We start from the raw sequence: 22,814 nt of genomic DNA on the forward strand, positions 1-22,814 counted from the left end.
CGTTCCTGTCACTCGGTCGAAAGAACGACTCATGGTGACAACGGAGCCTTCCGAAGCAAACATTTTGCATCTAGCGGAATTGAAATACTCAGTCCGGACTCCGGTTCGCCTCGTAGAGCACGCGCAACGCCCGGAGCAGCGCCGTCCGGTCGGCGGCGGCGAGCGGTTCGAGCACCGTTTCCTCGGCCCGCTGGATATCGCGCTGCACTCGATCGCGGGTGGCGCGGCCCGCGTCGGTGAGCGCGACCAGGTTGACCCGGCGGTCGGCGGGGTCGGGTTCGCGGCGGATCAGCCCCTGCCGCTGCAGCTCGTCCAGCACCGGGATGATCCGGGTCTTGTCGGCGCCGATCCGCTTGGCGAGGGCGGACTGGGTGTGCGTCGGTTCGGCGCCGAGGCCGAGCAGCACCGAGTAGCCCCACATGGAGATGCCGTGCCGGTCGAGCACCGGCTGCTCGGCGGCCATCAGGGCGCGGCCGAGCGGGACGATCATGGCGGCGAGGTCGGGGCGGCGGTCGGGCACCGTTCGAAAATAGCGGTTGACAGATCGTAAGCATGAGCACACGATATGCATAAGCTTACGAAAGGACGATCATGACCACCGATTCCGCGGTACACCCGCTCGCCGCACTGGACGCCCTGGCCGCCCGCACCGACCTGATCACGCACCACGCCGCGGCCGTGCGCACCAGCGTCGAACTGGTCGCCGGGGTGCGCCCGGCCGACCTGCGGCTACCGACGCCGTGCGCCGACTGGACCCTGCACGGCCTGCTCACGCACTCCATCGCCCAGCACCGCGGCTTCGCGGCCGCCGTGCGCGGCGGCGGCGACCCGGCCGCATGGAAGGTCGGCCCGCTCGGTGACGATCCGGCCGGTGAGTACCTGGCCGCCGCCGAGACGGTGCTGGCCGCCTTCGCCGAGCCGGGCGCCCTGGGGCGCCGGGTTCCACTGGTCGAGTTCGGCGGGGAGTTCTCCGGCGCGCAGGCGGTGTGCTTCCACTTCGTCGACTACGTGGTGCACGCCTGGGACATCGCCCGCACGCTGGGACTGCCGGTGCGCTTCGACGACCGGGTGCTGGCGGCCGCGTATGAGGTCGCGGCGGTCGTGCCGGGCGGAGCGGCCCGCACCGCGCCCGGTTCGGCCTTCGGCCCGGAGGTGCCGTGGTCCGGCGGGGACGGGCTGGATCGGGTGGTGGCGCTGCTCGGCCGGGACCCGGGGTGGCGCGGGCACTGATCAGCGGCGCACGCGCTCCCGCAGCCAGGTCCAGCCGCCGGTCGACCAGAGCGCGACGGCGATGAGCACCGGCTGGAAGAACAGCCGGACCAACCGTTTCGCGTCGGTGTCGAGCCCGAAGGCGTCGACCCCCTCGCGCCATTGACCGATATTGCCGGGAAAGACCGCGACGAAGAACAGCGCGGCGACCACCCCGACGATCGGCAGCCAGCGCAGCGGGGCGAAGAGCAGCGCGGCGCCGAGCACGATCTCCACCACGCCGGAGGCGAGCACGACGAAGTCCTCGTTCAGCGGCACCCAGGCGGGGACCTGGGCCCGGAAGTCCTGCCGCGCGAAGCTCAGATGGCTGATGCCCGCGAAGACCAGGCTGATGCCGAGCCAGAGCCGGGCCAGCAGGCGCAGTGCCCGGACGACGGGCGAGGACGGGGTGCGGTCGGCGACCTCGGGAGTGCTCACCCCGTGATCGTGCCGCACTAATTGTGCGCAATCAAGTGACGTGCCATCGAAATGGCGGTTGGCGCCGCGGCACTGCGCGGGTGGACAATTCGCGGGTGGTCTCCGCACGCCCCGATCTGGTCCTGCTGCACGGTGTCGTCATGTCGGGGGCGGTGTGGCGCGAGGTGGTCCCGCTGCTCGAACCGCACCACCGGGTGCACGCGCCGACCGCGCTCGGGCATCGCGGCGGCGCGGCGGCGGTGCGCCGCCCGGCGCGCTTCGCCGACGTGGTCGACGATGCCGAGCGGCTGCTGGACGAGCTGGGGCTGGACCGGCCGCACCTGGCGGGCAACTCCATGGGCGGCTGGGTCGCGCTCGAGCTCGCGGCCCGCGGCCGGGCGGCGAGCGTGTGCGCGCTCTCCCCCGCCGGGCTCTGGCGCGACGACGCCGCGCACGCAGGCGCGGTGCGCAAGCTGCGCAGGGTGGTGTGGCTGGCGCGGGCAACCCGGCCGGTGGCGCCGCCCTTCCTGCGGGTCCCCGCGGTGCGCAGGCTGGTGCTGCGCGATGTCGCCGTGCGCGGCGACCGGCTCTCCGCCGCGGATGCGGCGCGCACCGCCGTCGACACCGCCGAGTGCGCCGTCGCCGCCGACCTGCTCGGCAGCGACGAGGCGCTGACCGCCTTCACCCCGGACTGCCCGGTGACGGTGGCCTGGTCCGAGCACGACGCGATCCTGCCGGTCGAGCGGTTCGGCCCGATCGCGCGGGAGCGGTTGCCGCTGGCCACCTTCCGGGTGCTGCCCGGCGTCGGGCACGTGCCGATGATCGACGACCCGAATCTGGTGGCGGCGACCGTGCTGGACAGCACGCACGCCGGCTGAGCCGGGCTCAGGGCAGCCGCGGCGGGCGGTCGGGCACGAACGCACCCGCGACGGCGGCGCCGATCGGGATGGCGGAGTTGGCGTTGCCGTCCGATGCCGGGCCGTCGGTGGTGTAGACGACGACGGTGGTCCGGCTGGTGGTGTCGTACAGCGCGACGCCGTCGTAGCCGCCGTAGGAGGGGTTCATGTAGAGCCATTCGCCCAGGTGCACCACGCCGAAGGCGAAGTACCGCTCGGTGGTGAACGGCCCGAGCCCGGCCGTGGACGGCCCCATCATGGCGTCGAACTGCGCGGGTTCGAGCAGCTCGCCGGTGCCGAGCGCGCGCACCCAGCGGCCGATGTCGGCGACCGGGGCGTTCATGTTCCCGGAGTGCAGGAAGGCGGTCGGGTTCCAGAAGGTGGAGTCCTCGAAGACCGCGCGCTCGGTGGTGTAGCCGTGCAGGTAGGGGGCGGCGATCTCGGAGGTCAGCGCGACCGCGCTGGCCGTCATCCCGAGCGGGCCGGTGATGCGCTGGGCGATCAGCTCGCCGAGGGGTTTGCCGGACGCGTGCTGGAGTACCTCGCCGAGCAGGACGAGGTCGCTGTGCGCATAGGACCAGCCCTTCCCCGGCTCGAAGAGCGGCGGGCGCGAGGTTGCGAGGTCGAGCAGTTCCCGCGCGGTGTAGGGGCGGATCGGGTTCGCCGCGAAGCGGCGCAGGAACTCCGGGTCGGTGACGTAGTCGGCGACGCCGCTGGTGCTGTCGGCCAGCATGCGCGGGGTGATGGCGGCGGCGCGCGGGAAGTCGGGGAGCCAGCGCGCGATCGGCTCGTCCAGCGACAGCGCGCCCTCGCCCTCGAGCTGGAAGAGCACGGTGGAGAGCATGGGCTCCATCGGCTGCCCGACCCGGACCCGCTGGTCGGCGGCGGCGGGAACGCCAACCGGGGAGTCGCCGAGCGCGCCGAGCACGATCTGCTCGTCGCCGCGCCACACCCCGAAGACCGCGCCGGTGACGCCGGCCGCGGCGACCTTCCCGCGGATCAGATCGGTGATCCGCGCGGCTTCGCTATCGGCGGCGGGCGGCGTGCCTGCCGAGCCGCCGGAATCGTCGGCAGCACACCCGGTGAGCACGAGGAGCAGGGCGCATACGAGGCAGAGCGATCTCATGGCGTGCTCCTCCGAGCCGTCCCGACCGAGGTGGGTCGACTCTACGCCCGCCCATAGCCGATCGGTAGCTGATCGCCCGGCTACATCGTGATCACGATATTGCCCCTGGCCCGGTGCCCGAGCATGTGCGCGACCGCCGACGCCGCCTCGTCGAGCGGGTAGCTCCGCTCGACGATGGCGGTCACCTCGCCGCTGCCGAGCTGCTCGGCCACGGCCGCCAGGTTCTCCCGGTTCGGCACGCAGGTGACGGTGCGGACGCGGGTGCCGGTCAGGCGAAGCAGCGTCATCGCCCGCGCCATGCGCGGCAGCCCGGCCAGCAGCCTGCTGCCGCCGCCAACGCTGTTCGGCACGTAAACGCCGGTGGGCGTGAGCATCCGAGCGCTCGCGGCAGGCGCATGGTTCAGCACGTTGTCCAGGATCGCGTCGTAGCGCTCGGCGCCGCGGGTGTAGTCGTCGACGGTGTGATCGATGACCCGCTCGGCGCCGAGCGAGCGGACGAACTCGGCGTTGCGGCCGCTGCAGACCGCCGTGACCCGCGCGCCGAGCCGGGCCGCGACCTGCACCGCGAAGGTGCCGACCCCGCCGGAGGCGCCGTTGATCAGCAGCCGGGTGCCGGGCCCGGCGGCGATCACGTCGCGGACCGCGGTGAGCGCGGTGATCCCGGACATCACCGCCGCGGCGGCCTCGGCGAACGGCAGCTCCGCCGGTTTCCGCAGCACCTGATCGGCGGGCGCGACGGTGTACTCGGCGAAGGTGCCCGCCCCGCCGCCGGCCCGGTTCCGCCACCCCGACCCGAACACCGCGTCCCCCGGCGCCAAGCCGGTGACGCCGGGGCCGACCGCCGCGACGGTTCCGCCGATATCGCTGCCGCGGACGGGAGCGGACGGGCGGCGCAGCCCGGAGCCGAGCCGCAGCACCGCGGGGGTCCCGGTGACCAGTATCCAGTCCGGGGTGTTGACGCTCGTCGCGTGCAGCCGCACCAGCACCTCGCCCGCCCCCGGCACGGGCCGTTCGATCTCGGTGAGCTCGAGGACGTCGTCCGGGCTGCCGTAGCCGCGCTGCACGACGGCGCGCATGGTCTCTGTCATACCGGAAGTGTTCCGCGCCGGGGGTGCTCCGCACATCGGCCCGGCGGCCGGGGATGCCTCAACCTTTCGGCCGGGTCAGCGTCGCCCGGTCTCGTACGCCCAGATGACGATCTCCACCCGGTTCCTGGCGCCGAGCTTGGCCATCAGGCTGGCGATGTGGGTCTTCACCGTGCTCAGCCCGATGTGCAGCTCGGCGCAGATCTCGGCATTGGTGCGGCCGCGCGCCACCGCGGCGAGGATGTCCTCCTCGCGCGCGGTGAGCGGGCTGAACGGTTGCGCCGGTGCGGATTCCGGGGCGGTGCCCGCGAAGGCGGCGAGCAGCCGGGCGGTGATGTTCGGCGCGATCAGGGCGTCGCCGTTCGCGGCGGCCTGAATCGCCTGCACCAGCAGCTCCGGGCCCGCCTCCTTGAGCAGGAAGCCGCGGGCGCCCGCGCGCAGCGCGGCGTAGACGTACTCGTCCAGGTCGAAGGTGGTGATCACGACGACGGCGAGCGGGTCGGCGACCTCCGGCCCGGCCAGCCTGCGGGTGGCCTCGATGCCGTCGGTGCGCGGCATCCGGATGTCGAACAGGCAGACGTCCGGGCGCAGCTCGCGGGCGAGCGCGACGGCCAGCTCGCCGTCGGCCGCGGCGCCGACGACCTCGATGCCGGGCTGGGCGTCGAGGATCATCACCAGCCCGGTGCGCACGATCTCCTGGTCGTCGGCGACCAGCACGCGCAGCGTCACGGGGCGACCTCCCTCGGCAGCACCGCGGTGACCGCCCAGCCGCGGCCGGGCGCCGGGCCGCTCTCGCAACTGCCGCCGAACAGCGCGGCGCGCTCGCTCATGCCGAGCCGGCCGAGCCCGGGTGGCGCGGCCGGGCGGTGCTCGCCGTCGTCCTGCACCGAGAGCCGGACGGCGCTGTCGTCGGCGCGCACCCGCACCTGTACCCGCGTGGCGGCGCGGGCGTGCCGCAGCGCGTTGGTCACCGACTCCTGGGCCAGCCGGTAGACGGCGGCGCCGAGCGCGGGCGGGAGCTCGGCGACCGGGCCCGTGATCCGGACCTCGATCGCGGGGCCGTCGCCCGCCGGGCGGGCCAGCCGGGACAGCTCGCCGATGCCGGGATTCGGCTCCGGCTCGGCGCGGCCGGCCCGGAGCGCGCGCACGATGGCGCGCATCTCGGTGAGCGTGCGGGCCGCCTCGGCCTCGATCACCCGCAGGGCGTCGGTGGCGGCCTCCGGGCGGGCGGGCGCGGTGGCCAGCCCGGCCTGGGCGCGCACGGCGATCGCGGAGACGTGGTGCGCGACGGTGTCGTGCAGGTCGCGGGCGAGCCGCTCCCGCTCCAGCAGCTTGACCTGGTCCAGCTCGCGGGCCTTCGCCCCGGCGCGGTAGCGGTTCGCCAGCCCGAGCGCGGCGGCGGCGAACAGTACGGTGAACCCGCCCGCCGCGTCGGCGGCGGGGAGCCCGCTGCCGACGGTGCCGATCGCGGCCCCGGTGAGCACGATGGCCGCGCCGAGCACGATGTCGCGCCCCGACCCCCAGCGGAAGAGCGCGTACGGCAGCAGCAACAGCGCGCTGAGCGTGGTCAGGCCGGACTGTTCGCCGCCGAGCAGCACGGTGACGGCGGCCGACAGCGCGAAGGCGAAGACCACGGCGGGCAGCGGCCGGGTGCGGCGCCAGAGCAGCGTGGGCAGGATCAGCGCAGCCACCGCGAGCCAGATCATCCGGTGCGGCACATCGGGTCGCAGCGCCACCTCCAGCGCGGTGAGAAGGAGCAGCGCGGCGACCAGTGCGCGGTCCCGCCCGCGCGGCCGCGGCGGATCCGGCGGGGCGGGCTCGGTCCACACCGACCGCACGAGGTGACGCACCGTTCGATCGTACGAGACCGAGCTGTCCCGTCGCGGCGACGCCGGTGCCGCGGCCCGGCTCAGGAGGTGCTGTACTCGGACCGGCTCGTCGGGAGCGGGAGCACGGCAACGCTGGTGTGCCGCTCGCGCACCTCCCAGTAGTCGGTGTGCTTGCGCAGGATGTGCAGGTAGCTGCCGAAGATCTCCTCCATCTCCTTGCGCATCCCCGGCCCGCGCATGGCGCACACGTAGTCGAACTCCTCCTTGAGCACGACCAGGTCGTTGTAGATGACCTTGCGGCGCATCCAGTACTTGTCGATGCCCCAGAACATGTTCACGCTCGCGATCAGCGTGAGCGCGGCGCTCAGCACCAGCGCGAGATTGCGCGAGACGTCGAGGTACGCGCCGTCGATGTGCAGGCCGAGCAGGACGGTGGTGCACGCGCTGAGCGCGATCGCGCCGACGTTCAGACCCCAGCTGGCCTTGCTCAGTTCGTCCTTCCGCCTGCGGTGCTCGGCGACCGCCTCGTTCAGCAGAGTGTCGAGATGAGCCTCGAGATCGTTCGTCACCGCGCCAGCATACAGTTGGACACCGCGTACCCGGCATTCGCCAATTCGTCCTCGGCGCAACCACTCTCGAGCGGATTCGGTGCGGCGGCGGGGAGCCCGGTGCCCCCGCACCCGACAGGGTGAGAGATTCCGCCATCCACGATGCCACCTCTCGCCTACCGTGGACCAGGGCACAAGGACAGGAGGCCCCGATGGGCATTGCCGTGACCGACGACCACCGTGAACTGGCCGGGGTGGCCCGCTCGCTGCTCACCGCGCACAAGGCGCGGGATGCGGCGCGCGCGCTGCTGGAGGCCGAGACCGAGCAGACACCGCCGTTCTGGGCCGAGATCGCGGGGGCGGGGTGGCTCGGGCTGCACCTCCCCGAGGAGTACGGGGGCTCCGGGTACGGGCTGCCCGAGCTGGTCGTCGTCGTCGAGGAGCTGGGCCGGGCGGCCGCGCCGGGGCTGTTCCTGCCGACCGTCATCGCCTCGGCGGTGATCGCGGCCGCGGGCAGCGACGAGCAGCGGGCCCGGCTGCTGCCCGGGCTGGCCGACGGCTCGGTGACCGCCGCGGTCGGGCTGCACGGCCGGATCACGGTGTCCGGCAACCGCGCCGAGGGCGCGGCCGGGGTGGTGCTCGGCGCGGCCGCGGCCGACCTGCTGCTGCTCACCGCGGGCGACGACGTGCTGCTCGTGCAGCGCGGAGCGGACGGCGTCACCGTCGAGGCGCCGCAGAACCTGGACCCGACCCGCCGCTCCGGCCGGGTCACCCTCGCCGCCACAGAGATCGCCGCGGTGCTGCCGGGCGCCAGGGACGCGGCGGTGGCGCGGGCCCGTGCCCTGCTGGCCGCCGAGGCCGCGGGCGCGGCGAGCGACTGCGTCGAGGCGGCGGTCGCCTACGCGCAGGTCAGGGAGCAGTTCGGCCGCACCATCGCGACCTTCCAGGCAGTCAAGCACCACTGCGCGAACATGCTGGTGGCGGCGGAGTCCGCGGTCGCGCTGGTGTGGGACGCGGCCCGCGCGGCCGGCGAGGACGAGGAGCAGTTCCGGCTGATCGCCGCCGCGGCCGCCACCGTCGCCTTCCCCGCCTTCGTGCGCAATGCCGAGCTGAACATCCAGGTGCACGGCGGCATCGGCTTCACCTGGGAGCACGACGCGCACCTGCACCTGCGCCGGGCGCTGACCGTGCGCGCGCTCTTCGGCGGCGACGGCCCCGCCGAGGACGTGCTCGACCGCACCGCCGCCGGGGTACGCCGCGCGGACAGCCTCGATCTGCCGCCGGAGGCGGAGGAGCTGCGCACGAAGGCGCGCGCGGCGGCCGCCGGGATCGCAGCAGCTGGCGACGAGGCGGCGCAGCTGGAGCGGCTGATCGAGACCGGCTACGTCATGCCGCACTGGCCGGAGCCGTTCGGCCGGGCGGCGGGCGCCGTCGAGCAGCTCGTCGTCGACGAGGAGTTCCGGGCCGCCGGGGTCAAGCGGCCGGACTACTCCATCACCGGCTGGGTGGTGCTCACCCTGATCCAGCACGGAACACCCTCGCAGATCGAGCGTTTCGTGGACGCCGCGCTGCGCCGCGACGAGATCTGGTGCCAGCTCTTCTCCGAGCCTGCCGCCGGCTCCGACGCGGCGGGCATCACCACGAAGGCCGTCCGGGTCGACGGCGGCTGGCGGGTCACCGGGCAGAAGGTCTGGACCAGCGGCGCGCACTACTGCCACCGCGGCCTCGCCACCGTGCGCACCGACCCGGCGGCGTCCAAGCACGCGGGCATCACCACGGTGATCGTCGACATGCACGCCGATGGCGTGACGGTGCGGCCGCTGCGGATGATCACCGGCGGCGCGGAGTTCAACGAGGTCTTCTTCGACGACGTCTTCGTGCCGGACGAGGACGTGGTGGGCGCGCCGGGCGCGGGCTGGACGGTCGCGCGGGCCACGCTCGGCAACGAGCGGGTGAGCATCGGCGGCGGCTCGGGCGCCGCCATGCTGCCGGTCTCGGCCATCGTGGCCGGGGTGAACGGGCACCCGGAGCCGCCCGCGGGCATCAGGGCGCGGGCCGGGCGCTACATCGCCGACGAGCACGCGCTGCGGCTGCTCAACCTGCGCCGGGCCGCCCGCAGCATCGAGGGTGCCGGGCCGGGCCCGGAGGGCAACATCACCAAACTCGCGCTGGCCGAGCACATGAACGAGTGGGCGGCCATCTCCGGCGCGCTGCTCGGCGAGCAGCTGGCCCTGGTGGACGGCCCGGCCGCGACCGTCGCGCTGGCCACGCTCGGCGCCCGTGGGATGGCCATCGCGGGCGGTACCTCCGAGGTGACCCGCAATCAGATCGCCGAGCGCATCCTCGGCATGCCGCGCGACCCGCTGATCAAGTAGGCCCCGTTCGGGCCGAGGGGCCGCCGCCTCCCGGCCCGATCCGCCGGAACAGCCTCTGCCTCCCGGCCCGATCCGCCGGAGCGGCTACTCCTCCCGGCCCGACCTGCCGGAGCGGCTGCTCCTCCCGGCCCGATCCGCCGGAGCCGCCGCTCCTCCCGCGGCCCGATCCGCCGGAGCGGCCGCTACTTCGCGGGCCGGCTGCCGGCACCGGGCGTAGGCGCGCGGCGGACGTGCAGGTACAGGTGCAGGACGCCGGCCGGGCCGCCGACGACCCGGACGGCGGTGACCCCGAGTGCGCGGGCGAGCACCGGGGCGGCGCCCGCGTAGTCGGGGACGTGGTGCCCGGGGCGGCGGCGAATCCGGAGCGCGGCACCGTCGGCGGTGGGCACGACGCCCCAGTCCCCCGCCCGGTCGACCAGGATCGGGCGGGAGAGCCCGGCGGCGGCCCAGGCGCGGCCCGACCCCGCCTCGTCCATCACCACCGCGAGCGCGTCCCGCACCGGCGGTGTGAATTGCCTGGCGAAGCGGCGCCAGCGCCGGAGCGGCGCGGCGGCGGCGTAGCGCCAGGCGCCGAGCAACCCGAGCACGGCGAGCACCCCGAGCACGTACGGCGTCGCCGAGCCCGCCGCGCGGAGCAGCGTGAAGAAGGCGAGCCAGAGCGCGCCGACGACGGCGAGCCCGGCCGCGACGGCGGCCCGGTGGAACAGCTGGTCGAACATGCGGCCTCCCCGGCGGTCGCTTCCCCGGCACATTCTCCGCCTTCCCGGGCGGCCCCGCCACCGGTTCGGCCCTGGCACACGCGGCGAGCTACCCGCCGAGGTAGCGGACCCCGGTGAGCTTTTCGGCCTCGGCCCAGAGCCGCGCGCCGAGCACGGGATCCAGCGCGGGCCGGGTGATCGGCACCCGCTCCGGCGGCCCGACCAGCGGATTCCGGCCGCCGGGGCCGAAGTAGTCGCCGCCCTGCGCCGCCGGGTCGAGCGCGGCGCGCAGGATGGCGCGGGCGCCGTCGGCCGGGCTCTGGCTGAACCAGTTGGTGAGCCGGGCGAGCCGCTCGTCGAAGGCGAAGCGCAGCAGGCGGTTCTGCTGGTTCAGGATGCCGGTCCGCACCCCGCCCGGGTGCGCGCCGAGCGCCCGGGTGGACGACCCGGCCGCCGTCAGCCTGCGGTCCAGCTCCACCATGAAGGTGGTGACCGCCAGCTTGGAGCGGGCATACGTGCGCGCGGCGCGGAAACCGTTCTCGCTCTGCAGATCCTCGAAGTCGAGCCGGGCGGACGGGGTGCGGTCGGTGTGGCTGCCGACGGTGACGATCCGGGCCGCGGGCGCGGCGGCCAGCCGGTCGAGCAGCCGTCCGGTGAGCGCGAACGGGCCGAGGAAGTTGGTGCCGAAATCGAGCTCGAACCCGTCCGCGGTCCTGTCTCGCGCGGACGCCATCACCCCGGCATTGTTGATCAGCAGGTCGATCGCGGGATAGGGCAGCCGCGCCGCGAACTCGGTGATGGATGCCAGCGCGGCCAGATCCAGCTGCTCGACCCGCACCTCCGCGTCGGGCGCCGACTCCGCGATCGCCTCCCGCGCCTGCTCCGCCCTGCCGACGTCCCGGCAGGCGAGCACCACGGTGGCACCGGCAACGGCGAGCGCCCGCGCGGTCTCCAGCCCGATCCCGCTGTTGGCGCCGGTGACCACCGCGACCCGGCCGCTCTGCTCACCCGCCTGCGCGGGCGTCCACCCGCGCGCCTTCGACTGCACCACGGTCCGATTGTGGCGGACGGCGGCCGGGCCGAGGCCGGAATCGTCAGGACGGAACGGCGGCGCCCGGATTCATCGGCGGGGTGGGCGGGAAGGTGACCGGGAGCGCGGTGAGCGCGCGGTGGAACGGGCCGGGGCGCCAGACCGGGCCCTCCGGCAGGTTCGGCCGCAGCTCGGGCAGCGCGTCGAGCAGCTGGTCGATGGAGTCCTGCGCGATCAGGTAGGCGATGCTCTGCGCCGGGCAGGCGTGCGGGCCGATCCCCCAGGCCAGGTGCGAGCGGTTGCCGGTGATCTGGTCGGTGCGCCGGACCATCGGGTCGTTGTTGCAGGCGGCCATGCTGATCACCACCGGCTGGTGTGCGGGGAGCCAGACGTCGTCGATGAGCACCGGCTGGCGCGGGTAGGTGATGAGCAGGTTGGCCAGCGGCGGGTCGTTGAAGAGCACCTCGTCGAGGGCATCCCTGGTGGAGAGGTGGCCGCCGAGCACCCGGCCGCCGAACCGGTCGTCGTTCAGGATGAGCAGCAGCGTGTTCACGATCAGGTTCAGTTCGAACTCGATGCCGGTGCCGTACACCTGGGAGACGTGGTGCGAGGCCTCGACGTCGTCCAGCCCGGCCCGGTGCTGCAGCAGCTCCGAGGTGATGTCGCGGCGCGGCTGGCCGCGCTTGAGCGTCACCAGCTGCATGAGCGCCTCGCCGAGGAGCCGGTTGCCCTCCTCGGCGTCGACCCCCTCCAGCAGCGCCGCGGTGCCTGCCGCCACCTTCGCGCCGATCTCCGGCGGGCAGCCGAGCAGGTAGTTCACGATGCCGAAGACCAGCGGGTAGACGTACTGGCTGATCAGCTCGGCCTCGCCGGCCGCAGAGAAGGAGTCGATCAGCGGCAGCGCCAGCGACTCCACCACCTCGTGCAGGGCGTAGAGGTCGACCTGGTCCATGCTCGCCGTGATCGCCCCGCGGTAGCGGGTGAAGTCGGCGCCGGTGCTGCGGCTCGCCATCGGGCGCCACTCCAGGAGCGGCAGGATCGGGCAGTCCGACGGCACGGTCTGCTGCCAGACGCGCGGGTCGGCCGGGAAGTGCTCCGGGTCGTTCAGCACTCGGACGGCGGTGCGGTAGCCGAGGACGAGGGTGGCGGGCACCCCCGGCGCCAGCTCGATCGGCGCCAAGGCGCCGTAGCGGCGGCGCATCTCCTCGTAGTAGTAGTGCGGGTCGGCCGCGAAGTCCGGCGCGTGCAGCGGTACGCGCGGCTCGTCGGAGTCGCCGGGCGCGCCGTGCGCCACCGGGCACGATCGAACCGGAATCCCGGCCTGCGACGTACTCGTCACGTTCTCTCCCTGCTGATCGGCTGCGGTACGGGCGGGCCGCGCACCACAACGCCGTGGCACGGCCGCTCCCCCTCGAATGTCGACCGGCGCGAGCCGGGACCGCACGATGCTATCGAGCCCGGTGCCCGGCCGCGCACCGGGCCGAAAACATACTTCGCAGAACGTAATTCGAGTCGGCGGAGCGCCGCGGAAACAGGGAGGGAGCCGGGTACTCAGACCTCCAGCGCGGCCAGCGATTCGTGGTCGTCGATGGCGGCGGTGATCCGCTCCAGCAGGGTCAGGCAGGTCTGCTCGGACTGCATCTTCGGCTGGTACACCGCGCGCCCGATGGTGAAGGCCCAGGCCGCGTAGGCGAACAGCGCCTGCTGCCGGTACGCCGTCCAGGCCTGGTCGAAGGTGGGCGCCTCGCCGCCGACCGCGCCGAGCTCGTCCAGGTAGGCGGCGAGCAGCTCGCGGTCCCACTCCCGCCGGTCGGCCGGGTCGCAGCCGGAGTTGACGGTGTAGGCGAAGTCGTGTGCCCAGCCGCCGCGCATCACCACCTGCCAGTCCACGTACCCCATCCGGCCCGCGCCGGTGACGTAGGTCTGGCCGATGTGCGGGTCGCCGTGCAGCAGCGTCGGCGGCAGCTCGTCGGTGGCGAGCGCGATCGCCCGCTCGACCCCGGCCCAGAGCCGGTCCGCGTCGCCGCGCAGGGATTCCGGGATCACCGCCTCGGCGCGGCGCAGCCCGACCTCGCAGCGCTTGCGCATGTCGATGGCGGCCAGGTACGCCCGCAGCGCCTGCTTGGTGTCCTTGAGATCCGCGATGTCCGGGTGCCGCCAGAAGGTGCGGTGCAGCTTGGCGAGGTTGCGGACCAGGTCCTCCATCCGGTCCCGGCCGATCCGCGCGGTCGGCTCGACGAACTCGGCGCCGCGGGTCTCGGCGATGTCCTCCATGAGCGCGATCGAGCGCCAGGAGCCGGGATCGGCGGCGCCCCAGTAGCCGATCGGCGCCTCCATCTCGACCTGCGGGCGGAAATCGCGGAAGAAGCGGGTCTCGCCGTCGATCATCTGCCCGCCGCCGAGCAGGATGCGCTGGGCGAAGGCGGTGGTGGTCTTGGCGAAGAGCGCCTCGGGCAGCCCCGCCTCCTGCCCGGCGTCGTTGTAGGTGACCCGCAGCGCGGTCCTGGTGGCGGTGCCGACGCTGCCGCCCGCCACCTCGTACCCGGTCACCTCGGCGCCAGGCACCGCGGCGCAGAGCACCGCCGTCAGCCACTCCGGGGTGAGCGTGGCGCCGGAGACCGGGACGTCGTCCACCGCGCGGGCGCGCGGCCTGGTCACCCGCTCCCCCAGGATGTGCGCACCGACTCCGATGGACCGCCCGAGCAACCAGACCTTGTGGTTCATGTCCAGCACCCTATCGGCCGAAAATATTGCCGCGCAGACTATTCCGTCAACCGCGCGCAACGGCCCCGCCGATCGGGCCTCTCCGCGATGGGCCGACCGGCACTGCGAGCCGGGGACCAAAGGCACCGCCGGGTCGGGGCGCTCGGCCGTACCGATCGGTCGTCGCGCGGCCGAGACTCGGGGGACGGGCCGCGCCGCGGCCCGCCGCGCCGCCAGGGAGGACCCGACCATGACTGTTCGCTCCGACGAGTTCCCGCCCCGGGTCGCGGCGCCGATCGTGGCCGGGGTGGACGGCTCGGCGGGCAGCGACCGCGCGGTGCGCTGGGCGGCCGCCACCGCCGCCGCCCGCGGCCGCACGCTGCGGCTGGTGCACGCCGTCGACCTGGAGCCGGTGCGCGCGCTGACCGGGGCGGCGCCGCTGGTCGGCGAGCTCCGCGTCCGGGCGGGCGCGGTGCTGCTCGCCGCGGCCGAGCTGGCCGCGGCGACCGCCCCCGAGGTGCGGGTGCGGACCGAGCTGGCCGAGGGCGCACCGGCGGGCGCGCTGATCGATCGTTCGGCCGGGGCGCACCTGGTCGTGCTCGGCGCGACCGGGACCGGTGGCACCGCGGCGCACCTCGGCTCGACGCTGCTCGCGGTCGGCACGCACGCCGACGGCGCGGTCGTCGTGGTGCGTGACCGCGAGTTCGACCGGCGCCGCGGCCCGGCGGGCCCGGTGGTGCTCGGGGTGGACGGCGGGGCCGCGGGCGCGCCCGCCATCGCCGCCGCCTTCGCCGAGGCGAGCGCGCGCGGCGCCGATCTGGTCGCGCTGCACTCCTGGATCGACCTGCCCTACGGCGAGTTCGCCGGGGTGTCGGACGGCATCGACGACCCCGAGCTGGCGGCGACCGCGAAGCGCATGCTGTGCGAGCAGCTGGCGGGCTGGAGTGCGAAGTACCCGGAGGTCGAGGTGCGCCGCGAGCTCTACCTCTCCGGGCCGCGGCACCACCTGCTGCGCTGGTCGCGGGCGGCGCAGCTGCTCGTGGTCGGCAGCAGGGGGCGGGGTGGCTTCGCCGGGCTGCTCTTCGGCTCCACCAGCAACGCGCTGGTGCAGCGGGCGCACTGCCCGGTGCTGGTGGCGCACGGCGGTTGAGCGTCAGGCCGCGGCGGCCTCGACCAGCGCGGTCCCGGTGATCAGGGTGGGCTCGATGGCGATCAGCGAGTCCATCTGCCGCTGCACCCACGGCCGCAGCCTGCTGCCGTACTCGGCGAGCAGCGACGGCGCGGTGATCGGGTACGCGAGCCCGGTCACCACCACCGACCAGCCGAGCCGGAGCGCCGGGTCGATCTCGTCGGCCTCGTAGGCGACCACCATCGACCGCTCTTCCCGCACCGAGTGCGAGAATCCCGAGCTCAGCGCGGTGCGCACCACGATGACCTGGTTGTCGACCAGGTGGTTCACCGGCCGGATGGCGGGCAGCGCGTTGTGCGTGAAGACGATCCGGCCGTACGGCACGCTCGCCAGCAGCCGCATGGCCTCGGCGCGGCCCAGGTCGACGGCGTGCCGGACCGGGTCACCGGTCGTCGCACTCGGCTCGCGCTCTGCCACCGGCCGCCCGCCTTCCCGCTCGGAATCAACGTCTCCATGCCACCACGCCGAGGCCGCCCGCCGCAGTGCCGAAGGTCATCGCGGCGACGGCCGATCGACTCGTGCTGAAGGGACGTCTACCGGCTGCTCCGGATCGCGGTGATCGAAATGACGACCCCGGCCAGCACCCCGGAGAGCACGAGCCCGGCGCCGACCAGCACCGTCCTGTTCACGTCGAGCGCGGGCCGCCAGCGCACGGTGCCGTCCTTGATCACGAAGGCCCCGACCGGCTTGGCGCTCAGCCCGAACCCGGTGCCCTCGCCGTGCTCGCCGTCGGCCTTGGCGCCGCCGCCGCTCCCGCCGCCGCCGCTCACCGCCGCGGCCGGGATCACCAGCACCCCGTCCCGCTCGATCGGCTCGCCGTAGACCCGGCGCACCGTCATCGAATCCGTCGCCACCGCGAGGATCTCGTTCGCGTCCATGCTGCTCCCTTTCGTAGCGGCCGCGTCAGCGACCGGTACCAGTTTCGGTGCGGGGGCCGATCGGTGCCAGCGACAGCGCCGTCGGCGCCGCCGGGATGCGCTCCAGCACACCGCCGGCGAACACGTCGTAGAGCGGCAGTGTCTCCAGGTGCACGTAGCCGATGTGGCAGTCGCAGGCGGCGAGCGGGCAGCCGCGCGGGCGCAGCGCCGCGCGGAACGAGCCGTCGTAGAGGTTGCCGAGCTCCTCGGGGACGAAGTGGCAGCGCCGCACGGTGCCGTCGCCGTCCACCGAGATCACCGATTCACCGGTGCGGCAGGGCAGCCCCGCGGAGGTGTGCGGGAAGCGGCTGTAGCCGAAGAGCGGGTCGAGCTCGGTCCAGGCGGTGGCCTCGGCGTCGGTGAGCGGGTGCCCCTCCGGTGCGTTCACCCAGAGGTAGACGTGCTCCGGCAGCTCGGCGCGCAGCCTGCGGCCCGCTTCGAGGTGCTCGGGGAAGCCGACGATGCCGACGCTGTACCGGATGCCGCCCGCCGCCAGCTCGCGGCATTTGCCGAGGAAGCGGTCGTAGGGGGTCTGGCCGGGGTGGTAGGTGCACCAGAGCGCGAGCGTCTCCGGGTCGGCGTCGGCGGTCCAGCCGGTGCGGCAGCTCAGGTTGGTCTGGATGGCGATCCGGCGCACCTGCGGCAACCGGGAGAGCTCGGTCAGCGTGCGCCGGTACCAGGAGCGCACCAGCCCCTCGCCCCACGGGGTGATGAGGATCGAGAGCCGGTCGCCGTGCTGCCCGGCCACCCAGGTGGCGAAGCGCTCGAGGGCTTCCCGGTCGGCGCGCAGCTGCTCGCGGCTGTCCCTGCGCTTGGCGAAGGGGCAGTAGGGGCAGTCGTAGTCGCAGGAGGCGAGCGGGCCGCGGTAGAGGATGGTCAGCTCCACGGCGTCACCGCGGCCGGTAGGCGGCCATGGCGGCGCGCACGCCGGGCGAGAAGAGCGGCGGGCCGAGCGCGTCCGACCAGGCCAGCCCCTCCGGGGTGAGCCGGAGCAGCTCCGGGCCCGCGTCGGGGTCGAGCCAGCCGCGCTCGGCGAAGCCGGCCAGCTCGGCCGGGAAGTGCTCGTGCGGGCCCGCGCCGAAGCGGGCGCGGTAGCCGGCGACGTCCATGCCGTCGGCCTGGAGCAGCGATTGCAGCAGGTGCCTGCGGCGCCGGTCGTCCACGCCGAGCGCGCGGCCGACCTCGGCGCGGGTGAAATCGGTCGTCGCCGCGTACGCGTCGACGATGCCGCGCACCTCGCGGGTCTCCACCGCGTAGTCGAAGGAGTAGTGCAGCCCGGCGGTGTAGGAGCGGGCGCCGGCGCCGAGCCCGACCATGCCGTCGCGCTGGCAGGTGTGGTCGGCCGGGGTGCGCGGGGCGTCGGCGCGCCGGAACATCCGCATCGACACCTGCTCGTAGCCGGCGGCGAGCAGGTGGTCGCGGCCCGCGGCGTAGAGCGCGAGCCGCTGCGCGTCCCACTCCCGCTCGGCCACGGGGGTGCGTTTGCCGAGCCCGGTGAGCGGGCGGACGTAGAGCGGGTACAGGTACAGCTCCTCCGGGCGCCAGGCCAGCGCCGCGTCGAGGGAGGCGCGCCAGGTGGCCGCGGTCTGGCCGTCGATGCCGTAGATCAGGTCGATGTTCAGGATCGGGATGCCGGACTCCCGGATGGCGGCCAGCGCCTTCTCCACCTCGTCCCGGCGCTGCGGCCGCACCGCCGCCCTCGCCTCCGACTCCACGAAGCTCTGCACGCCGATACTCGCCCGGGTGGTGCCGCGCTCGGCGAGCACCGCGAGCCGGTCCGGGGTGGCGGTGCCGGGCGAGGTCTCCACGGAGAGCGGGACGGCGCGCAGGTCGACGCCCATCCGCCGCTCGGCGATATCGCAGAGCCGGGTGAGCTCGGCGGCGCTCAGGAAGGTGGGGGTACCGCCGCCGAAGGCCGCGGTGGCGAACCGCACCTCCCCGTCGCCGAGCGCCGCGCGCACCGCGACCGCCTGCCGCTCGACGGCGTCCAGGTAGCGGGTGGTGAGGTCGCCGGGCGCGCCGATCCGGGTGAAGAGATTGCAGAAGCCGCAGCGGAATTCGCAGAACGGCAGGTGGGTGTAGAAGGAGAGCGCGTCCTTCGGCTCGTCCGCCCAGAGTTCCCGCAGCGCGGGGCGCGCCGGGCCGAGCGGCCGGTACGCGGTCTTGTGCGGGTAGCCGTAGATGTAGCTCTGGTACGGGCGCGGGGCGAGAGCGGTGGTCATGCGGGTCCCCCGAGGAAGAACTGGGCGTAGGGCACGGTCCACACCGACTCGTGGCCGAGCCGGTGCCCGGTGTAGCCGTCGTCGCCGTAGGCGGTGCCGTGGTCGGAGCAGACGATGGCGAAGCAGCGGCGCCTGGCGCTCGCGGCCGCGAAGAGCCTGCCGATGTGCCGGTCCACGTACTCCAGCGCGGCGGCGTGCGTTGCCCTGCTGTCGCCGTCGGCGCGGGTGGCGCCGGGCAGGTGGAACCAGTTGGGCTGGTGCAGCGCCGACACATTGACGAAGAGGAAGAGCCTGCGCTGCGGCGGCAGTGCCGCGACTATCCCCTCCGCCGCGGCGACCTGCGCCTCGAAGGAGGCGGGCGCGGCCACCGAGAACTCCGGCGACCAGTGGCTCTCCTGGAAGTAGCCGGGCAGCACCGACCCCATCGGCCCGCGCTTGTCGAAGAACCCGACCCCGCCGAGGCACACCGTGCGGTACCCCTCGGCGGCCAGCCCGGAGACCAGGTCGGGGGTGTCGTACACCCAGGTGCGCGGCGCGGTGGTCTCGCTGCCGTCGAAGCGGGCGGCGAAGAGCCGCGGGTGCGGGCCGGGCTCGGCCGGGGTGGGCAGGAAGCCCGCGAACATGGCCTGGTGCGAGGCGAAGGTGAAATTGCCCGGCGCGTGCCGCTTCTCCCACTCCCCGCTGGGCAGGTGCCTGGCCAGGTTCGGCAGCCTCCCGGCGGCCAGCAGCTCGGCGGCGACGTCGTAGCGCAGCGTGTCCAGGGTGACGAGGAGCAGGTCGTCGTGGCCGATCACGGCGTTCATGTCGGGGTTCACACCGGGCACGGCCGCCTCCGGAGCGCGGCGAGCTGCGCCGCGTAGGTGTCGAGCCCCTCCGCGCCGCTGCCGGGCAGCCCGGTGAGCCGGGGCAGCAGGTCGCCGAAGGCATTCACCTCGCCGACCGCCCAGCGGCGCCAGCCGAGCCCGGGCAGCACATCCACCCCGACCCGGGAGAAGCCGGGGAAGCACGCGGCCGCCGCCTCGGCGACCGCGAGCGCACCGGCCCAGTGCTCCCCCGCCGCCGCGACGACCTCGGCGAGCTCGCCGCGCGCACCGCCCAGGTGCAGGTTGGTGATGGCGGAGCTGCCGGTCCGCACCACCACGTGCGTGGCCCGCCCGGCGACGACGAGCACCCGCAGGTCGGCACTGCGGCCGTGCAGCGCGGGCTTGGGCAGCCAGCGCTCGACGTGCAACCCGTCCGGGGCGAGCGCGTCGATCACCGCGGCCACCTCGCGCTCGCTCCGGTAGCGGTGCAGCCGCAGCGAGTTGAAGAGCCTGCCGCGCTCGTCGCGCTGCACCGAGGTGAGCGCCTGCACCCGGCCGCCGCTCGCGGTCTCCACCGCGAGCACCCCGGAGGCCGACGAGCCGTGCGCGAGCTTGACGAAGGCGCGGTGCATCCCCGGCTCGGCCAGCAGCGCCCGCACATCCGCCCAGCCGCGCACCGGGGCCGCCGCCGGACCCGAGGTGGGCGAGGCGGGGACCGGCACCCCGGCCGCGCGTAGCACCGCGTGGCAGCGGCGCTTGTCGAAGAGCACCGCGAGCTCGTCCGTGGCGTCGAGCAGCTCGGCGCCGTCCGCGGCGGCCCGCTCGGCCACCGCGCGCGCCGCGGCGAGGAAGCGGCGGTACCAGCGGGCGGTGCCCTCGACCCGGGTGGAGTCGGTGTGGCCGCGCAGCAGCCGGTCGAGCTCGGGATCCTCGCCGGGCGAGTCGAGCCGCACCAGCTCGCCCGGCTCGAAGGCGGCGGCGCCCGCCAGAACGGAGCGCCAGGACAGCAGCCGCGGCGCGGGCAGCCCGGCTTCGGCGGCGGCCGCGCGGAACAGCGTGCTGCGCCGGTTCGCCGGGACGCCGACGACCACGATCCGCGGTGCGGTCATTCCGAGACGGCGGTGTAGCGGTCCTCGCGGCCGCGGTCAGCGGCTTCCCGGCCGGACAGGTCGACCTCGACGCCGTCGGCGGCGAGCTCGGCGAGCAGCCGGTCGGCCAGCGGCTCGCCGACGAAGTGGTGGTGCAGGTCGAGCTTGCGCAGGTGGGTCAGCGGCTGGCCGCCGAGCAGCGCCTCCACCCCCTCGTTGCCGAGCGTGCCCATGGAGAGGTCGAGCGTGTGCAGCCGGGCGACCACCGGTGCGCCCGCCAGCGCGGCGGCGACGTCGTCCTGGATGTCGCTGTTGCGCAGCGCGAGATGCTGCAACTTGGGCAGCCGGGTCCCGGTCAGGAAGGGCTCCAGGTCGTCGACCGTGGCATCCGCGCCGTACCAGGAGGTGCCGAGCCAGATGTCCAGGTGCTCGAGCTCGGGGAACTCGCTGGCGCCGATCCCGCGCACCACGTCGGCGCCGAGCCCGCCCGCCTCCACGATCAGGGTGCGCAGCGACTGGTGCGCGATCGCGGGGAAGGCCAGGTTCTGCCCGCCGCGGACACCGAAGGCGAGCAGGTCGGGGAAGGTGTCGAGCAGCGGGGTGATGTCGCCCTGCTCGATCCAGGTGATCTCGGCCTGCTCGAAGGTGATGTCGCCGATGAAGAGCGCGCGCAGGGCCGGGAACCGGTCCCGCGCGGCGGTCAGCGCCTCGACCACGATGTCGACGCTGACGTCGTACGCCTCGCCCCACTGGCCGACGATCAGCGCGACGACCTCGGTGGTGTCCACCGCGGCCAGGAAGCGGGCGAAGGCGGCCGGCCACTTCTCCGGGTCGTCGTCGTAGGGCTCGACGGCGATCCGCCACGCCACCTCGGCGGCGGCGGGCAGCTCGGTCGTGCTCTTCGCATCGGGGAAGTCGAACACAGGCAGGCCGTGCCACTCGGTGAGGTGTTCACTGACGGTCATACTCGGGGCTCCCAGCGGCCGGAATCTCGGGGTCGCAGCAGTTCTATCAAGCCGCCCCGACAGACCGGAGCCGGGCACCTCTCGGCGCGGCCGCTCGAGGACCTCCTCGGCGGCGAGAGCCTGGATGCCCCGCGATACCGAGCGGGCGGGAAGGCCGCGAGATCGGCGTTCGGCCGATCCGCGCCCCGCCACGCCGGCGAACGCCGAAGCGCCGGTCGCCGGATTCGCCTCCGTCGCCGCAGTGCTCGAGTCCGAAATTCCGTCGGGAGAGGACAGTGGCCTTGGTCTCCGGTGTGACGATCTCGCTGATGCGCATCCTCCTCGGCTGACGTGGCTCTCGATCGCGGTATGCGGCGCTGTCGGCGCCCCCGGGGTGTGCAGCGCGATTCCGTACTATCGAGGCTCGGCTACCACGGGCGTGGCCGAGCGAGCGGACGGCGGAGGTGGCGTATGACCGACGAGGAAATCGTCGTCTCGTTCGCCTTGACCAGGCTGAGCAACGCCGACAGCAACCTCGATCTGGAAGACGTCGCCGCCCTGGTCGTGCACCGCCTCACTCCCGATCAGATGCTCGACCTCGCGAGCCGCAACCTCGCTACCAGGAACGAGCTACGGGGACGCTTGTTCGACTCCGCGGTCGAGCACGTACTCAGGACGGTCCTGACCGCCCGAGGACCTGCCGACTGACAGAGCGAGCCACCGCGAAAACCCGTTGACGTCGCTCCGCGACCATTGCTACCTTGCCGAGGCCGTGCAGGAGAACGAGGAGGTGGTACCCGTGAACGCAGTATCGACATGGGTGCTCCCCTCCGGGGTCACGGTCGGGCGATAGGTCGCCCGGGAGCGCCGCTCGAGAGCACTCCCGAAAGGCACGACCATGCAATTCGTCACCGAACAGCGCCTCGACGACGACATCCTCGAACGCGAATTCACCGTCGACGGAATCCCCGGCATCCTGTGGACGCCCGGATCCGCATCCGGGCCTGCGCCCCTGATTCTGGCCGGTCCCCCGCCCCTCGGGCTGCGCGCGTCGTACCCGCGCCTGCTGGCCCGCGCCCGGAGCTCCCTCGCGCAAGGCTACGCCGTGGCTACCCTCGAGCTCCCCGGGAGCGGCGAACGGCCCCGCTCGGCCGCATCCGATCGGGCCCGCACCGACCTGCAGCGGGCCGTGGCGGCCGGTGGGCCGGTCGCCGGCGAGATCGTCGACCGGCTCGTCCTTCCCCTGGTCGACGAGGCGGTCCCGGAATGGCAGGCCGCCCTGGACGACCTCCTCGCCTTGCCCGAGATCGGCGGTCCGGTCGGCTACTCGGGCGGTGTGATCTCCATCGGCACCCGGTTGGCGGTGGTCGAACCGCGCATCGTGGCCGCGGTCCTGTTCGCCGGAAGTTTCGTGCCCCGCGCCATATTCGACGAGGCTCGGCAGGTCGCTATCCCGCTGCATGTCCTGCTGCAGTGGGACGACGAAGGGAACGACCGGCAGATGGCACTGGATCTGTTCGACGCCTTCGGCTCCGAGGAGAAGACGTTGCACGCCAATATGGGCGGCCACACCGGCGTGCCACGGTACGCCGGGGAGGAGGCCGACCGGTTCTTCGCCCGGCACCTGAAGTAGGGCTACCCCGGCAGGTCGGCTTCAGGCGATAGAACTGTCGACGGCGCACCGACCCGGCACCAC

General features: G+C 74.0%; 24 protein-coding genes. 6 read left to right on the forward strand and 18 right to left on the reverse strand.

From position 1 onward, the window contains the following. Positions 1-88: 88 nt before the first annotated feature. The gene (locus ACFUJ1_RS08815; RefSeq protein WP_378644081.1) at positions 89-520 is read right to left on the reverse strand and encodes a MarR family winged helix-turn-helix transcriptional regulator; all 432 of its coding nucleotides are present in this window, start codon (positions 518-520) and stop codon (positions 89-91) included. A 71-nt stretch (positions 521-591) separates the two neighbouring features. Between ACFUJ1_RS08815 and ACFUJ1_RS08820 the strand changes: the two genes are divergently transcribed. After that, positions 592-1,230, forward strand: a complete 639-nt coding sequence (locus tag ACFUJ1_RS08820) for a TIGR03086 family metal-binding protein (RefSeq protein WP_378644083.1) — start codon at positions 592-594, stop codon at positions 1,228-1,230. Here ACFUJ1_RS08820 and ACFUJ1_RS08825 read toward each other — a convergent pair whose 3' ends face one another. Further along, positions 1,231-1,686: a hypothetical protein gene (locus ACFUJ1_RS08825; RefSeq protein WP_378644085.1), complete on the reverse strand. Its 456-nt coding sequence runs from the start codon at positions 1,684-1,686 to the stop codon at positions 1,231-1,233. 95 nt (positions 1,687-1,781) lie between these two features. Between ACFUJ1_RS08825 and ACFUJ1_RS08830 the strand changes: the two genes are divergently transcribed. Beyond that, positions 1,782-2,543, forward strand: coding sequence for an alpha/beta fold hydrolase (locus ACFUJ1_RS08830; protein WP_378644086.1), 762 nt, complete (start codon positions 1,782-1,784; stop codon positions 2,541-2,543). A 7-nt stretch (positions 2,544-2,550) separates the two neighbouring features. Here the strand turns inward: ACFUJ1_RS08830 and ACFUJ1_RS08835 are convergent, their stop codons facing one another. From ACFUJ1_RS08835 to ACFUJ1_RS08855, 5 genes are all read right to left on the reverse strand, one after another. Continuing rightward, complete coding sequence (locus ACFUJ1_RS08835) at positions 2,551-3,687, reverse strand: serine hydrolase domain-containing protein (RefSeq protein WP_378644088.1); 1,137 nt, start codon at positions 3,685-3,687, stop codon at positions 2,551-2,553. 80 nt (positions 3,688-3,767) lie between these two features. Further along, positions 3,768-4,775 (reverse strand): NAD(P)-dependent alcohol dehydrogenase, encoded by a 1,008-nt coding sequence (locus tag ACFUJ1_RS08840; RefSeq protein WP_378644089.1) that lies wholly within the window; start codon positions 4,773-4,775, stop codon positions 3,768-3,770. Between the two features lie 75 nt (positions 4,776-4,850). After that, complete coding sequence (locus tag ACFUJ1_RS08845) at positions 4,851-5,501, reverse strand: response regulator (protein ID WP_378644091.1); 651 nt, start codon at positions 5,499-5,501, stop codon at positions 4,851-4,853. After that, positions 5,498-6,622, reverse strand: a complete 1,125-nt coding sequence (locus ACFUJ1_RS08850) for a sensor histidine kinase (protein ID WP_378644093.1) — start codon at positions 6,620-6,622, stop codon at positions 5,498-5,500. The genes ACFUJ1_RS08845 and ACFUJ1_RS08850 overlap by 4 nt, the downstream gene beginning before the upstream one ends. 59 nt (positions 6,623-6,681) lie before the next feature. Further along, positions 6,682-7,170 (reverse strand): SLATT domain-containing protein, encoded by a 489-nt coding sequence (locus tag ACFUJ1_RS08855; protein WP_378615576.1) that lies wholly within the window; start codon positions 7,168-7,170, stop codon positions 6,682-6,684. Between the two features lie 191 nt (positions 7,171-7,361). Between ACFUJ1_RS08855 and ACFUJ1_RS08860 the strand changes: the two genes are divergently transcribed. Continuing rightward, on the forward strand, positions 7,362-9,524 hold the full coding sequence (locus tag ACFUJ1_RS08860; RefSeq protein ID WP_378644096.1) for an acyl-CoA dehydrogenase: 2,163 nt from the start codon (positions 7,362-7,364) through the stop codon (positions 9,522-9,524). Positions 9,525-9,706: 182 nt separating this feature from the next. On the opposite strand, the gene ACFUJ1_RS08865 is transcribed toward ACFUJ1_RS08860, so the two are convergent. The 4 genes from ACFUJ1_RS08865 to ACFUJ1_RS08880 form a co-directional block, all read right to left on the reverse strand. Continuing rightward, positions 9,707-10,243 (reverse strand): hypothetical protein, encoded by a 537-nt coding sequence (locus tag ACFUJ1_RS08865; protein ID WP_378644098.1) that lies wholly within the window; start codon positions 10,241-10,243, stop codon positions 9,707-9,709. Positions 10,244-10,331: 88 nt separating this feature from the next. Beyond that, positions 10,332-11,273 (reverse strand): oxidoreductase, encoded by a 942-nt coding sequence (locus ACFUJ1_RS08870; protein WP_378644100.1) that lies wholly within the window; start codon positions 11,271-11,273, stop codon positions 10,332-10,334. A 43-nt stretch (positions 11,274-11,316) separates the two neighbouring features. Further along, positions 11,317-12,591, reverse strand: a complete 1,275-nt coding sequence (locus ACFUJ1_RS08875; RefSeq protein WP_378644102.1) for a cytochrome P450 — start codon at positions 12,589-12,591, stop codon at positions 11,317-11,319. A gap of 212 nt (positions 12,592-12,803) precedes the next feature. Then, positions 12,804-13,976 (reverse strand): aminoglycoside phosphotransferase family protein, encoded by a 1,173-nt coding sequence (locus ACFUJ1_RS08880; protein WP_378644104.1) that lies wholly within the window; start codon positions 13,974-13,976, stop codon positions 12,804-12,806. Positions 13,977-14,205: 229 nt separating this feature from the next. On the opposite strand from ACFUJ1_RS08880, the gene ACFUJ1_RS08885 reads away from it, so the two are divergent. Continuing rightward, positions 14,206-15,105, forward strand: coding sequence for a universal stress protein (locus ACFUJ1_RS08885; RefSeq protein WP_378644106.1), 900 nt, complete (start codon positions 14,206-14,208; stop codon positions 15,103-15,105). 3 nt (positions 15,106-15,108) lie between these two features. Here the strand turns inward: ACFUJ1_RS08885 and ACFUJ1_RS08890 are convergent, their stop codons facing one another. From ACFUJ1_RS08890 to ACFUJ1_RS08920, 7 genes are all read right to left on the reverse strand, one after another. Next, on the reverse strand, positions 15,109-15,486 hold the full coding sequence (locus ACFUJ1_RS08890; RefSeq protein WP_378644320.1) for a pyridoxamine 5'-phosphate oxidase family protein: 378 nt from the start codon (positions 15,484-15,486) through the stop codon (positions 15,109-15,111). Between the two features lie 191 nt (positions 15,487-15,677). Beyond that, positions 15,678-16,022, reverse strand: coding sequence for a spore germination protein GerW family protein (locus ACFUJ1_RS08895; protein ID WP_378644107.1), 345 nt, complete (start codon positions 16,020-16,022; stop codon positions 15,678-15,680). A gap of 25 nt (positions 16,023-16,047) precedes the next feature. Next, entirely contained in the window at positions 16,048-16,947 is a 900-nt protein-coding gene (locus ACFUJ1_RS08900; RefSeq protein WP_378644109.1) for an STM4011 family radical SAM protein, read from the reverse strand. A gap of 4 nt (positions 16,948-16,951) precedes the next feature. Beyond that, entirely contained in the window at positions 16,952-18,283 is a 1,332-nt protein-coding gene (locus ACFUJ1_RS08905) for an STM4012 family radical SAM protein (RefSeq protein ID WP_378644111.1), read from the reverse strand. Further along, positions 18,280-19,107, reverse strand: a complete 828-nt coding sequence (locus tag ACFUJ1_RS08910) for an STM4013/SEN3800 family hydrolase (RefSeq protein WP_378644112.1) — start codon at positions 19,105-19,107, stop codon at positions 18,280-18,282. The genes ACFUJ1_RS08905 and ACFUJ1_RS08910 overlap by 4 nt, the downstream gene beginning before the upstream one ends. Continuing rightward, entirely contained in the window at positions 19,095-20,195 is a 1,101-nt protein-coding gene (locus ACFUJ1_RS08915; RefSeq protein WP_378644114.1) for an STM4014 family protein, read from the reverse strand. Before ACFUJ1_RS08915 ends, ACFUJ1_RS08910 begins: the two co-directional genes overlap by 13 nt. Beyond that, positions 20,192-21,139, reverse strand: a complete 948-nt coding sequence (locus ACFUJ1_RS08920) for an STM4015 family protein (protein ID WP_378644116.1) — start codon at positions 21,137-21,139, stop codon at positions 20,192-20,194. The genes ACFUJ1_RS08915 and ACFUJ1_RS08920 overlap by 4 nt, the downstream gene beginning before the upstream one ends. Before the next feature lie 450 nt (positions 21,140-21,589). Between ACFUJ1_RS08920 and ACFUJ1_RS08925 the strand changes: the two genes are divergently transcribed. Both ACFUJ1_RS08925 and ACFUJ1_RS08930 read left to right on the forward strand, forming a co-directional pair. Then, positions 21,590-21,826: a hypothetical protein gene (locus tag ACFUJ1_RS08925; RefSeq protein WP_378644118.1), complete on the forward strand. Its 237-nt coding sequence runs from the start codon at positions 21,590-21,592 to the stop codon at positions 21,824-21,826. 190 nt (positions 21,827-22,016) lie between these two features. Continuing rightward, positions 22,017-22,751 carry an alpha/beta hydrolase gene (locus ACFUJ1_RS08930; protein WP_378644119.1) on the forward strand — a complete coding sequence of 245 codons (735 nt, stop codon included), beginning with the start codon at positions 22,017-22,019 and terminating at the stop codon, positions 22,749-22,751. Positions 22,752-22,814 lie beyond the last annotated feature (63 nt).

It is taken from the genome of Nocardia sp. NPDC057227, from assembly GCF_042669725.1.
Classification (GTDB): domain Bacteria; phylum Actinomycetota; class Actinomycetes; order Mycobacteriales; family Mycobacteriaceae; genus Nocardia; species Nocardia asteroides_A.